The sequence below is a fragment of the Nonomuraea sp. NPDC048882 genome (genome assembly GCF_040649755.1).
GTDB lineage: Bacteria > Actinomycetota > Actinomycetes > Streptosporangiales > Streptosporangiaceae > Nonomuraea > Nonomuraea maheshkhaliensis.
The window spans coordinates 362,470-375,276 of record NZ_JBEZGB010000011.1 but is presented as its reverse complement, the minus strand read 5'-3'; the positions used below and the strand labels follow the sequence as shown (position 1 = coordinate 375,276).

The window sequence follows — 12,807 nt, the reverse complement described above, 5'->3', positions numbered from 1 at the left end:
ACACTCGCCCGACAGGCCCGTCGCGTCGTCGCCTGGCCCGATCGGCTGCGTCACGCCGCCTTCCGATAGGCGCGGAAGGCGTGCGTGGACATCAGGCCCATCACCAGGGCTGTTGCTGCGAGCAGCCCCAGGTGTGCCCAGAGCGTGCTCCAGTCGATGTGGGCGAGCATCGCCTCCCGGGCCGCGGTGACCGCCCATTCCATGGGGTTGTAGTCGGCGACGTGGCCGACCCAGGCGGGTGCGAGGGCAAGGTCCATCACGGCCGAGCTGAGGAACATCAGCGGCAGCGTGGTGAATTGGGAGATCGCAATGAGCGTTGCCTGCTGGCGGGTCAGCAGGGCGACGACGTCGGACAGCGCCGAGAAGATCAGGGACAGCAGCACTGCGGCGAGGAGTGTGACGGCGACGCCGGCTGCGCCCCCGGGGAAGCGGGCACCGGCGAGCAACGCGATGGCCACGATGATCAGGCTCTGGATGAGCGTCTGGATCGCCTGGTAGGCCATGGTCGCGATCACCAGGGCAACCCGGCTGGCCGGGGAGGTGAGCATCCGGTCCATCACGCCGCGGTCGATGTCCTGGAGGTAGGTCGTTCCCGCCCATGCGCTGGTGAACAGCGCGGTCATCATCACCACGCCCGGGGTGAGAAACTGCAGGAAGCCGCCGTCTGCGTGGGTGAACCCGGGCAGGTTCACGACCGAGCGGAAGAGCTGGCCGAACAGCAGCAGCCAGATCACCGGCTGGACGAGGCCGATAATGAGGAAGGTTGGCATCCGCCTCAGGCTGCGCAGCAGCCTGCCGGTCAGTAGCGCGGAGTGCGTGATCACGGTCAGCGGAGCCGAACTGGCGAAGCGCGCGGGTGCGGTGATCACTTCGTCACCTCCAGAGTCTTCGGGGCCGCGGCGGCGTCGAGGCTGTGGCCGGTGTGCCGGAGATAGACGTCATCGAGCGAGGGCCTGGCGAGCGTCGCGGAGCTCACCGCGACGCCCGCTTCCTCCAGCGCAGCAAGGACCGGTGGCAACGCCCGGGCACCGTCACTGGTACGGCCGCGGACGGTGCTGCCCTCCAGGGTGATCTCCCGCAGCTCGGGCACCGTCCGCAACACCGCAAGCGCCCTGTCGTCGGCCTGGGCGAGTTCCACGTGCACCGCATCGCCGCGCAGCTCGCTCTTGAGCTCGTCCGGGGTGCCCGCGGCGACCACCGTGCCGTGATCGACGATCGCGAGCCGGTCGGCGAGGTGGTCGGCCTCCTCCAGGTAGTGCGTCGTCAGGAGCACCGTCATCTCCTCCTGCCCGGCCATCCGCGCGATCTCGGCCCACATCTCGCTGCGGGCCTGCGGGTCGAGCCCCGTCGTCGGCTCGTCGAGGAAGAGCACCTGGGGGCGATGCATCAAGCCGAGCGCGACATCGAGCTTGCGGGCCATGCCGCCGGAGTACGTCTGCACCAGCCGGTCCGCGGCATCGGCCAGGCCGAACCGGTCGACGAGCTCGCGGGCCCGCGCCACGGCATCCCGGCGGGACATCCCATGCAGGCGCCCGGCAAGCAGCAGGTTCTCGGTTGCGGTGGCCATCGGGTCCGTGCCGGGCTTCTGGGACACGAACCCGATCGCCCGGCGCACCCGCTCCGGCCGCGTCCGCACATCGATCCCCGCCACGCGCGCGGATCCGGAATCGGCGGCCGAGAGCGTCGAGAGGATCTTCACCGTGGTCGACTTGCCGGCCCCGTTCGGGCCGAGCAGCCCGAAGACGCTCCCCTTCGCCGCGGAAAAGCTCAGCCTCCGCAGCGCCGTGACCGGCGCCTTGCTCCGGCCCGCAGGATAGGTCTTGACCAGATCGACGGCCTCCACAGCCGGATCTGTTTCCTGGGCAGCACCCATCGTCACACCCCTTGTCAGGATCTGGTGTGACTTCCACCTTCCTGGTGTCACCGGACACGAGGAGGCTGAATGGCGAGGGTGGGACCCTACGGTGAGAAGTCGCCACAGACGCTAGCACACGAGGGCATGTGGCCAGTTCCGAAGCGGACCAGGGCACCCGCCGCCCTGAACACCTACGACCGCTGCCCCCTTGGAAGCAATCATCTAGGGGCGTCTCAGACGCCCCTCAGACGCCCCTCAGACGCCCCTTAGACACCCCTCACACGCCGCCGAGCACGTCGTCGGCGTCGATGATCTGGTACGCGTACCCCTGCTCGGCCAGGAACCGCTGCCGGTGCGCCGCGAACTCCTGGTCCACCGTGTCCCTGCTGACCACCGTGTAGAACCGCGCGCCCCCGCCGTCGGCCTTGGGCCGCAGCACCCGCCCGAGCCGCTGCGCCTCCTCCTGGCGCGAGCCGAACGTCCCCGACACCTGGATCGCGATGGCGGCCTCAGGCAGGTCGATGGAGAAGTTGGCCACCTTCGACACCACCAGCACCTGGATCTCCTTGTCGCGGAACGCCTGATAGAGGCGTTCGCGCTCCTTGACCCGGGTCTCGCCCTTGATGACCGGCGCGTTGAGGTGCTCGCCGAGCTCGTCGAGCTGGTCGATGTACTGGCCGATGACCAGCACTTGCTCGCCCAGGTGGCGCCGGACCAGCGCCTCGGTCACGTGCGTCTTGGACGGCGTCGTGGCGCAGAAGCGGTAGCGCTCGTCGGACTCGGCCATCGCGTACGCCAGCCGTTCCTCGTCTGTCAGCGTCACGCGCACCTCGACGCAGTCGGCCGGCGCGATCCAGCCCTGGTTCTCCATCTCCTTCCAGGGCGCGTCGTAACGCTTGGGGCCGATCAGGGAGAACACGTCGCCCTCGCGCCCGTCCTCGCGCACCAGCGTCGCAGTCAGCCCGACCCGCCTGCGGGCCTGGAGGTCGGCGGTCATCCGGAAGATCGGCGCGGGCAGCAGGTGGACCTCGTCGTAGACGATCAGGCCCCAGTCGCGGGCGTCGAACAGCTCCAGATGGCTGTAGACGCCTTTGCGCCTGGTGGTCATCACCTGGTAGGTCGCGATGGTGACCGGGCGGATCTCCTTCTTGGTGCCGGAGTATTCGCCGATCTCGTCCTCGGTCAGGGACGTGCGCTTGAGCAGCTCGGTCTTCCACTGGTGGGCCGAGACCGTGTTGGTGACCATGATGAGTGTGGTGGCCTCGGCGTGGGCCATGGCGGCCGCGCCGACGATGGTCTTGCCCGCCCCGCAGGGCAGCACGACCACGCCGGAGCCGCCGTTCCAGAACGCCTCGGCCGCCTCGCGCTGGTAGGGGCGCAGCTCCCAGCCGTCCTCCAGCAGCTTGATCGGATGCTGCTCGCCGTCGACGTAGCCGGCCAGGTCTTCGGCGGGCCAGCCGAGCTTGAGCAGCGCCTGCTTGACGTTGCCCCGGTCGCTCGGGTGCACGGCGACGGAGTCGGCGCCGATCCGCTCGCCCAGCATCGGCTGGATCTTCTTCGAGCGCAGCACCTCTTCGAGCACGGCCCGGTCGGTGGAGGTGAGGGTCAGGCCGTGGACCGGGTCCTTCTCCAGCCGGAGCCGGCCGTAGCGGGCCATGGTCTCGGCGATGTCCACGAGCAGCGCGTGGGGCACCGGGTAGCGGCTGAAGCCGATGAGCGCGTCGATGACCTGCTCGGCGTCGTGGCCCGCGGCGCGCGCGTTCCACAGCGCCAGCGGGGTGACGCGGTAGGTGTGGACGTGTTCTGGAGCGCGTTCGAGCTCGGCGAACGGGGCGATCGCCTTACGGCAGGCGTCGGCTCTTTCGTGGTCGACCTCAAGCAGCAGCGTCTTGTCCGACTGGACGATCAGCGGTCCATCGCTCACTGGCATTTCTCCGTGGGGTTCAGACGGGGGCTCGGCGCGACAGGACCATCGTCTCGTGATCCCGGCGTCCCCGCTTCAAGACTCCAACAACGGTGGAGCCAGGATTAGTCCACGATGCCGGCTGAGGGACCGGATGGGGGCGGCCGCGCGGCCTAGTCGTCGAACGCGCCGCTGACCCCGAGGATGACGAAGCCGGCGATGGTCAGCACGAAGCCCGCGCCGAACAGGATCCAGCTCCACATCACCATGCTGCGGGCCGAACGCGGATCGGTGTTGGCCCGGCCGAGGGCCAGGCCGGCCAGGATCGCGCCGGGAATGCCGAGGATGTTGCAGCACGAGACGACCGCGAGCAGGTTGAGCACGAGAGAGACGATGGCGTTGGCGTTGGGGCCGTTGTTACGTGGTGGAGGCGTGCCGTAGCCGTAGCCGTACTGCGGGGGCGGCTGCTCACCGTAGGGGGCACCATAGGGCTGGTACGGATAGCCCGACGGGTCTTCCTGACTCATGTTCACCTCCAGACAGGTCAACACTTATCACGGAATTGGCCGGCGCCTGACCCGATGTACGAGATCACAGGGCCTCCGGGCATCGCTCGCGCGAGATCGCCGGGCCGTCCGGGCGTCGCTCAGCCGAGTCGTTCCCGCAGTGCCTTCCTGTCCAGCTTGAGCACGCTCGTCACCGGGACGGAGTCGACGAAGCGCACCTCACGGGGATACTTCACCCGCCCCACCCGGTCCCGAGCCCACCCGATCAGCTCCTCGGCCGTCACCTTCGCACCCTCCCTGAGCTGCACGAACGCCACGACCTCCTCCCCGAGATGCGGGTCGCGGCGGCCCACGACGCCCGACAGCACGACGTCCGGATGCCGGTTGAGCGCGTCCTCCACGTCGCGCGGGAAGACGTTGAAGCCGCCCCTGATGATCAGGTCCTTCTTCCTGTCCACGATGTAGAGGTAGCCGTCGTCGTCCACGCAGCCGATGTCCCCGGTCCGCAACTCGGCCCCGACCAGCGCCGTGCCCTCGGGGTCCGGCTCGTGCTCGCCCCAGTAGCCGAGCATCAGCGACTCGCCCGAGACGCAGATCTCGCCCACGTCCCCCGTCTCCACCGCCTCGCCGTCGCCGTCGCGGACGGTGATCGAGTAGCCGGCCAGCGGCAGGCCGACGCTGCCGACCCGGCGCCGGCCCGGCGGGTTGAAGGTGGTGACCGCGCTCGTCTCGGTCAGGCCGTAGCCCTCCAGGATCTGCGTGCCCGGCATCCTGCGCTCGAACTCCTCCAGCGCCTCCCGGCCGAGCGGCGCCGCGCCGCAGGTGAGGAAGGCCAGGTCGGGCAGTGGGTGCTCGTCGAGCGGCTCGGCGAGCAGCAGGTGGATCATGGTGGGGACGACGCTGCCGTACTGGACGCGGTGCTCGGCGGCCAGCGCGAGGAACGCCTTCGGGTCGAACCAGCGCATGAGCACCGCCTGCTGCGGCTCGGTGGCGTGCATCGAGGCGACGGTGACGATCAGCCCGTACGCGTGCGACAGCGGCACGGGGATCAGCGCGCGGTCGAGACCCTCCTGGCGGGACAGCTCGAAGGCGTCCTTGGCGACCTGCCACAGGCCGCGGTGGCTGAGCATGACGCCCTTGGCCCGGCCCGTGGTGCCGCCCGTGTACATGAGGGCGGCCAGGTCGCCGGGGGATCTGGTCACGGGGCCGCGTCCGGTCGACTGCTCCAGCTCCGCCGTGTCCACGTAGACGGGGATGTCCACGTCGGCGGCGCGTACCGTGGCGGCCAGTTCCGGCGAGGAGACGATGGCGCGGGCGCCGCTGTCGAGCAGGATGTGCCGCAGTTCCTCCGGCCCCACCAGGAACACCACCGGCGTCACCACCGCGCCCGCCGCCCACAGCGCCTGGTAGATGAGCGGCACCTCGGGGCAGTTGGCCATCATCACGGCCACGCGGTCGCCGGGCCGGATCCCCGCCTCGGCGAATCCGCCGCACATCCGGCGCGCCCGCTCGGCGAGCGTGTGACTGCGGTGCCAGACGCCCTCGTAGAACACCGAGTCGTGGTCGTCGAAACGGTCCCACGACTCCTCGGCCAGACGGCCCAGCGTTTGCTCGGTCACATGCCCAACCTGATGCGAGTGAGGAGGCGCAGTCAAGTCTCCTTCGCCTTGACTAGTCATTGTGGACGGTCTTCATGTAGCCCGTAAATGAGCATAAATCCGCTTTCGTGTCATTTGTGTTTTCAGTTTGGCCGGGATCGTGTAATGGTGGAAGATCTGAGGGCCGCGAGGTCTTGAGTAGTGAGGAAAGGTCCGCTCTGCGTATCCGGCCCGACCTGACTGCGCGACTGTTTTCGCAGGTAGGGCTGGAGATGGTGACGCTGTGCGACCCCGCCGTACGCGAATGAAGAAACTTGTTGGGCAGGAAAGCTTCCTGTAGAAAACTTCCCCGTTAATCCCGAGGTGACTTTCGTGACCGAAACGCCTGTACCGGGCGAGATCGACCTCGACAACATAACGCTCACCGGAAGTCTCAGAACGGTCGGTGACCATCTCCGTGCCGTGGCCGGTCCGGCCACGGGAGACCTCAGCCGGAGGGAGGCCGACGCGCTGCTCTGCCCCTACCTGGAGCCGGGCGGCTTCCCCGAGGCGATGCGCCGGCTGACCACCCGCCACCTGCTCGTCCTCGTCGGCGAGGAGGAGACGGGCCGGCGATTAGGCGGGCTCGCGCTGCTGTCGCGCATGTCGCTGGCCGAGAGCACGATCACCGTGCTGTCCCCGGCGGCGGGGGCGGGCGAGCTGCTGACCGGCATCGACTACGAGCCGGGCCGGGCCTACCTGCTGCACGACTGGATCACGCCCAGCACCGACCGCACCGAGCTGGTCAACCTGGCCCGCAAGCTGGCCGAACTCGGCTCCTACCTGGTCGTCACCAGGGGCGGCGAGCTCTCCCAGGCGGTCGAGGTGGAGCAGCGGTGGACCGTGCCGGACCGGGGAGAGCTGTTCGACCTGTGCCTGCGCACGTTCGACCGGCGCGCGGGGCTCGGCGGCGACGAGGTGGGCAGGGCCAGGGACCTGGCGCTGACCCTGGCCACCCCCGCCGAGGTCGTGCGCCTGGCCGCGCGCCTGACCCGGGGCGACGAGCCGGCCGGTGACGAGGTGGCCGCCTGGTTCGACACCAAGCCGCCCATCCGCGAGGTGCTGGCCGTGGCCGCGCTGGCGTTCACCCACCGGCTGGCCGGCTCCGTCTACGAACGGCAGCTCGCCCGGCTGGAGAAGCTCTGTGAGGAGCAGAGCCACCGTCCCGCCTCGGGGCCGCTGATCGGCGCCGAGGGCGGGCTCACCGGCTTCCGCGCGGCCCACCAGCGCGAGCGGGTGCTGGGGGAGCTGGTCGCGCGCTACGCCTTCTGGCTGTGGCAGCCGCTGCGCTCCTGGGTGCTGTCGCTGCCGGGGCAGGGGCCCGCGGTCCAGCTTCGCGCCGCGGAGGGGGTGGCGCTGCTGGCCCGCCACTCGCCGAACGAGGTGCGGCAGGAGTTCCTGGAGGTGTGGGGGCAGGGGAGCGCGGCCGAGCGGGTGGCGGCGGCCAACGTGCTGTCGTACATGTGCGCCGACGACACCCTCGCTCCCGAGGCACTCGGGGTCGCGCTGCGCTGGGCGGCGGACCCCGCGGACATCAGGGCCACGACGGCGGCCCTGGCGCTGGGCGGCGGGCTGTCGGTCCGCTATCCGGCCGACTCCGACCTGCAGCTGCGGCGGCTGGAGTCGGCCGGTGGGCCCGCCGCGGCGGTGGCGCGCCAGACGCTGACCCGGTCACTCATGACCGCGTCGCACCGCTGACCCGGTAACCCGGCCTTCTCGTTCGCGGGCCTCGCGCCGTCGCAGGTCAGAGGCCCGACACGCCGGTGATGCGGTGGAGGGCGAAGCGGTGGACGGCGGCCCTGGTCTCGTCGTACGCGGTCAGGTAGCCGCCCTCCATCCTGGCCGGCTCCAGGATGCGCGAGGTGGCGTTGCCCTGCGAGTCGAGATAGCCGATCCACACCCGTACGCCCTGCTTGATCGCCTCCTGGAGGGCCGAGATCGTCGCGGTGGCGGGCCCGCGCGGCACCTGGCCGGCCGGCGCGTCCACGGGCTCACGCCGGGCCAGGTGGGCCGCGTCGCCGGCTCGCAGGGCGCGTACGGCCGCCGCCGCGACCTCAGGATCGAGGCCGTTCGGCGAGGCGACCGCGCGGACCGGGGCCAGCCCTTCGGTGCGCCGGCTCTCCAGCTGGGAGATGATCACGTCGCCGTCCAGCGACTCGGCCACCGGCGCGTACCCCATGGCCCGCAGCGAGTCGACCAACGCCGCGCGCGGCGAGCGGGAGGCGATCACGGTCGGCGCGAGCCGGCGCAGGCGCAGCGCGGACGAGCGGCGGTCGGCGGTGATCTGGTCGAGCAGCGCGGGGTCGTCGCAGCGGATGTACGCGCTCGCGGTGCCCACCCTGATCCGCCCGTGCCGCCTGGCCACGTCGGTCACCAGGTAGGACAGCGCCTGTGGCACCGGCGTGGCCGAGTGTCTGGCCAGCATGGAGACCAGCTCCTCGCCGCCGTGTCCCGCGTCGAGGGCGCGCCTGATCGAGCTCTCGCTGAACCGGTAGACCGTGGCCCCGCCCTTCGACTCGATGTCGGCGGTGAGCGTCATCCAGCGGTTGAGCTCGCTCGTCAGCGGGCCTGGCGCGACGGCGGTCAGGTCGGCCTGGAGCAGCACGTGATCGACCGGCTCAGGCAGCAGCGGGGCGAGCACAGCGGCCGCGTCGCCGCCCTCGACGAGCACCCGCCCGTGCGTGGACAGCGCGCCCAGCCCGGTCACGCCCACCTGCTCGGCCTCCCGCAGCGCGAACTCGGTCAGCTGCTCGCGCAGCGGGCCCCTGCGGCGCGGCTGCTCCCACGCCAGCCGTTCGAGCACGGCGTCGCGCGCGGGCGCGAGGCCGGGAGCCGACGCGAGCACGCTCAGTGTGGCCGCCCTGATGCCGGGCGCGGACGAGCGGCGCAGGTCGGCGTGCAGGGCGTTGAGCGGCCTGTCGCGCTCGTCGCGGTCGCCGACCAGGCCGGGCACGCGGTCCATGGCCAGCCAGGTGAGCGCCAGCGCCGTCCACCGGTCGGCCGTCCCCCTGACCCGCCACAGGTCGTAGCCGGAGGTCGGCAGCCACTCGCCGTCCACGCCACCGCCCGCGGCGATCAGCCCGGCCGCGTGCGCGACCTCGATCACCAGCGCGGTCACCCACTCGGGCAGGTCCAGCTCGCCCGCCGTGCGCTTCAGGTCGCGCACGCCCAGCCCTCCGGTACGCAGCACGCCCGGCGGCTCGACGCTCCACCGCTCGCACAGCTCCTCCACGGACCTGACGAACGAGAACGCCTGCCCGGCCGCCGTCCGGTCGGCCAGCTCGGCATCGCGCGCGGCCCCCTCCAGCGGCGGCGGCACGGCCAGCAGGTCGCGGTGCACCCGGCCGCCGCGCAGGTAGAGGCCCACCTCGCGGGGCAGCGCCACGATCTCCTCGCCCGTGGCCGCCAGCAGGCCGCGCGCCAGCAGTTCCTCGATGGGCGAACGGGCCGTGGCCACGCTCACCTCGCGCCTGGCGTTGGGCACGCGGCCGGTCGGCGGGCCCCAGACGAGCTGGTCGAGCGCGCCCCTGGCCTCCGGCGAGACCGACTCGATCAGCGCGGCGGGCCGGGCCAGCGCCGCCGCCAGCCGTTCCTTGCCCGAGCCGGTGGTGCCGGGGGCGACGTCGTCGGCCATCTCCTCCAGCTGCTCGGGCGCGTGGTGCCGGAACGCGTCCACGGCCCGCGGGCCCAGCCCCGCCGGGTCGTCGAGCAGCTTGCGTACGCCGGGTCCCAGGTCGAGCGCGTCGTCGGGGCCGTAGACGAGGGCCAGGTCGTACAGCCGGTCGAGGGCGGCCGACAGCGCCGGCTCAGGGTCGGCGCTGCCAGCCTCGCCGGTCGCCAGGGCGTTCTCCGGATCGGCGCCCGCCAGCGCCGCCCGGATGAGCTCGCGCAGCTCGTCCTTCGGCACCGGGCCGTCGCGTACGGCCAGCGTCTCCACGACCGCCAGCGTGAACCGGTCGAGCCGGTCGAGAACGCGGCCGATCGCCGACGGGCTGCCCGCTCGTGTGGCGAGGCCTTCCAGATGCGCGGGCACCGGAGTGATCAGCTCTGGCCGCGCGGAGACGAGCGCCCGCAGCTGTGCGTCGGTGCGTCCCCTGATCCACTCCGTGAACTCCATCGTTGCCATGGTATGTCCCCCCTGATTGGGGCAGCATTGCTAGGCGTGATAGAGCGCGCGGACCAATTGGTGCTGAACTACGTCTCTCAAGCCGCCGACGCGGCCCACGGCGTGCTCAGGGCCGATCAGCGGCTCGACTTCGCCAGACGGCTGCGGGCCAGGATCGAGGTCGAGCGGGGCGGCAGCCAGAACGCCCGCCAGGTGGCCAAGGTGCTGGCCAGGTTCGGCGATCCGGCCGCGCTCGTCGAGCGCGAGGCGCGCAGGCTGGCCGAGGCGGGCGTCGCCACCGCGCGGGATCCGGCGGGCGTGGGCGCCGGGGCCGTCGCGAGGCCGGTCAGTGGGCCGGCCAGTGGACCGGCCAGTGGACCGGCCGGCGGGCCTTCCGGCGGGGGAGCCACGCGGCCCTTGCCGGCCGTGACCGACGAGGAGGCGCCGCCCGGCGTGCGGGCGTACCGCAGGATCGCCCAGGACAACCTCGGCCGGCGGCAGGGCATGGGGCTGCCGTTCGCCGGGCTGCGCAGGGCGGCCATGTCCAGCGCCAACCCGATGGCCACCGGCGGCAGGGACGCCAGGACCATCGTCAAGGAGCACCCGCGCGACACGGCCGCGCTCGCGATCCTGGTGCTGGCCGCGCTGCTGGTGCCGTTCGACCTGCCGGCGGTGGCCATCTTCCAGGTCCCCCTGGTGGTGTGGGCCGTGGGCGCGGCGATGGTGCTGTTCAGCGACGCCTGGAGCGTGCGCGACCGGTTCGTCGGCGCCGGCGCGCCGCTGCTCGGCTACGCCGTCGGCGGCGTGCTCATCGGCGGCCTGCGGGTGGGGATCGAGGCCGGGATGGCGGCGTTCGTCACGCAGTTCTTCGACGTCAGCGGCACCATGTTCATGATCGGTACGGGTGCGGGCGTCCTGTGGCTGGCCTACCGCCTGCTCGACGTCAGCTGACCGGCGCCGGGCTGGGCAGCAGGCCGACGGCCAGCCGTACCCAGGCGGCCACGAACTGGTCCTTCTCCGCGTGTCCCGGCAGTTCGCCCACAGTCTCCTGGAAGAGCCGGTAGTGCACCACGGCACCGCCGAGCACGGTCGAGATGCCCGACCAGTCGAGCTTGGCGTCGTGGTATTCGGGCTGGGCCTTGAACCAGGTGACGATGGCGTCGAACATGGGCTGGAGCAGCCCCTCGCGGACCACCGCGACCAGCTCGGGGAACTGGCTCAGGTCGCGGAAGAACACCCGGGTCAGCTCCGACTCCTCGCGCACCTTCGCCAGCCCGGCGCGGCACACGTGGGACAGGCGCACCTCCAGGTCGACCGAGGACTCCATGGCGCTCAGCTCGGCCAGGCTCTCGGCCACCTGGATCCGGGTGCGGCTGGCGTGCTCGTTGATGGCCGCGGCCAGCACCTCGTACTTGGACTTGAAATGCCGGTAGAGCCCTCCGGCGCCGGGCGAGAGCCCGGAGGCGGCTTCGATCTCGGCCACCGACGTGGCGGCGTAGCCCCGCTCGGCGAACAGCCGCAGGGACTCATCGATGATCCGCTCACGTGTCGATCTGGTCATGTCTGTGCTGATACCTCCGTAAGGAGAGTAGTCGTTATGGGGCGGCGCGCCGGACCAGGCTCGCCAGGGCGGAACCGATGATCAACCAGACCACCGCGGCCAGGCCGTAGTTGACCAGCGTGGTCAAGCGCGGATCGGCGAACTGGAACAGGTTGGCCAGCCCGAGGGAGAGCGTCGAGGCGAGGGTCTCGACGAACCGGTACCAGACGTTGGCCGGGTTGGCGCTGAACACCGTGAAGACCGCGTGGAGCACCAGGGCCAGCGCGGCGATCCTGCTGGCCAGCCGTACCAGGTAGACGAGGGCGCCCACGACGCGCTGCCACACCGTCAGCACGGGCCCGCCGGGGCGGGCCGGGCGATGCGGCCTGGGCTCAGGCCGCGTCAAGGGCGGCTGGGGTGGGGCCGAAGAGGCGACGAGCCGGTCTCCGCTGTGCGGCGGCTGGGGGGTGTCGGTCACGGCCACTCCTCTCCGATAAGTAATTCCTTTCTTCCCATTCCCATGCTCTCAGAACAAGGCCCGTTACGCGGGGTAGGGGGAGGTTTGGGATCCTGCTCTCTGTGATGACTTCGGTGGGATTCGACCTTGACATGACATTGGCGGACACGCGGTCGGGCATAGCGGCCGTTTTCGACGAGCTGGCCGTGCGTTTGGGCGTGCCATTCGACAGTGCGGCGATCGTACGGCGACTGGGGCCGCCGCTGGAGATGGAGCTGGCCAACTGGCTGCCCGCTGAGGAGGTCGAGGCAGCCGCCGACCTCTATCGAGAGATATATCCGGAAATGGGGGTGCCGAGCCATACCGCGATGGCGGGCGCGTACGAGGCGGTCGAAGCCGTGCGCGCCGCCGGCGGCCGGGTCATCGTGGTGACCGGCAAGAACGCCCGCGACGCCGTCGGCACCCTCAAGGTGCTGGGCCTGGACGTGGACGAAGTGGTCGGATCGGTTTTCGCGGCCGCCAAGGGATCGGCACTCGCGCGCTTCGGCGCGGCGGCTTATGTTGGTGACCATGTCGCCGACATCGAGGCCGCACGCGCCGGCGGCGCCGTGAGCGTGACAGTCGCGACCGGCCCTTACACGGTGGGAGAGCTGCGTGATCACGGAGCTGATGTGACGTTGGGCGACCTGACCGAATTCGCCGCCTGGTTCAGCACATGGCGCGAGCATCATGAAGTCCGGTAAATGCACCGCATTTACCCGGTCGCCCTGGCGCTTCGCGGGGCATAACCTACATCCATCCGTC

11 protein-coding genes are annotated in these 12,807 nt (G+C 71.1%); 3 read left to right on the top strand and 8 right to left on the bottom strand.

What is annotated here, in order from left to right; genetic code table 11:
* Window positions 1-50 precede the first annotated feature (50 nt).
* The 5 genes from AB0C27_RS35625 to AB0C27_RS35605 all read right to left on the bottom strand — a co-directional run bounded on the left by AB0C27_RS35625 (window position 51) and on the right by AB0C27_RS35605 (window position 5,883).
* Window positions 51-869, bottom strand: a complete 819-nt coding sequence (locus tag AB0C27_RS35625; protein ID WP_357853365.1) for an ABC transporter permease — start codon at window positions 867-869, stop codon at window positions 51-53.
* Window positions 866-1,873, bottom strand: a complete 1,008-nt coding sequence (locus AB0C27_RS35620; RefSeq protein WP_357853362.1) for an ATP-binding cassette domain-containing protein — start codon at window positions 1,871-1,873, stop codon at window positions 866-868. The genes AB0C27_RS35625 and AB0C27_RS35620 overlap by 4 nt, the downstream gene beginning before the upstream one ends.
* Window positions 1,874-2,132: 259 nt before the next feature.
* Window positions 2,133-3,785, bottom strand: a complete 1,653-nt coding sequence (locus AB0C27_RS35615) for a DNA repair helicase XPB (RefSeq protein ID WP_357853359.1) — start codon at window positions 3,783-3,785, stop codon at window positions 2,133-2,135.
* Between the two features lie 146 nt (window positions 3,786-3,931).
* Entirely contained in the window at window positions 3,932-4,285 is a 354-nt protein-coding gene (locus tag AB0C27_RS35610) for a DUF4190 domain-containing protein (RefSeq protein WP_357853356.1), read from the bottom strand.
* A gap of 119 nt (window positions 4,286-4,404) precedes the next feature.
* On the bottom strand, window positions 4,405-5,883 hold the full coding sequence (locus AB0C27_RS35605; protein WP_357853353.1) for an AMP-binding protein: 1,479 nt from the start codon (window positions 5,881-5,883) through the stop codon (window positions 4,405-4,407).
* A gap of 351 nt (window positions 5,884-6,234) precedes the next feature.
* Between AB0C27_RS35605 and AB0C27_RS35600 the strand changes: the two genes are divergently transcribed.
* Window positions 6,235-7,599: a hypothetical protein gene (locus tag AB0C27_RS35600; protein ID WP_357853350.1), complete on the top strand. Its 1,365-nt coding sequence runs from the start codon at window positions 6,235-6,237 to the stop codon at window positions 7,597-7,599.
* Between the two features lie 46 nt (window positions 7,600-7,645).
* Here the strand turns inward: AB0C27_RS35600 and AB0C27_RS35595 are convergent, their stop codons facing one another.
* On the bottom strand, window positions 7,646-10,018 hold the full coding sequence (locus AB0C27_RS35595; RefSeq protein WP_357853347.1) for a helicase C-terminal domain-containing protein: 2,373 nt from the start codon (window positions 10,016-10,018) through the stop codon (window positions 7,646-7,648).
* A gap of 45 nt (window positions 10,019-10,063) precedes the next feature.
* Here AB0C27_RS35595 and AB0C27_RS35590 point away from each other — a divergent pair, with 45 nt between their 5' ends.
* A complete protein-coding gene (locus tag AB0C27_RS35590; RefSeq protein WP_357853345.1) occupies window positions 10,064-10,957 on the top strand; it encodes a hypothetical protein in 894 nt (297 codons plus the stop codon).
* Here AB0C27_RS35590 and AB0C27_RS35585 read toward each other — a convergent pair.
* Both AB0C27_RS35585 and AB0C27_RS35580 read right to left on the bottom strand, forming a co-directional pair.
* Window positions 10,950-11,567, bottom strand: coding sequence for a helix-turn-helix domain-containing protein (locus tag AB0C27_RS35585; RefSeq protein ID WP_357853342.1), 618 nt, complete (start codon window positions 11,565-11,567; stop codon window positions 10,950-10,952). The genes AB0C27_RS35590 and AB0C27_RS35585 overlap by 8 nt on opposite strands.
* A gap of 34 nt (window positions 11,568-11,601) precedes the next feature.
* Window positions 11,602-12,024 (bottom strand): hypothetical protein, encoded by a 423-nt coding sequence (locus AB0C27_RS35580; protein WP_357853340.1) that lies wholly within the window; start codon window positions 12,022-12,024, stop codon window positions 11,602-11,604.
* Between the two features lie 104 nt (window positions 12,025-12,128).
* Here AB0C27_RS35580 and AB0C27_RS35575 point away from each other — a divergent pair, with 104 nt between their 5' ends.
* Complete coding sequence (locus AB0C27_RS35575; protein WP_357853500.1) at window positions 12,129-12,746, top strand: HAD family hydrolase; 618 nt, start codon at window positions 12,129-12,131, stop codon at window positions 12,744-12,746.
* The last annotated feature ends 61 nt before the right edge of the window (window positions 12,747-12,807 follow it).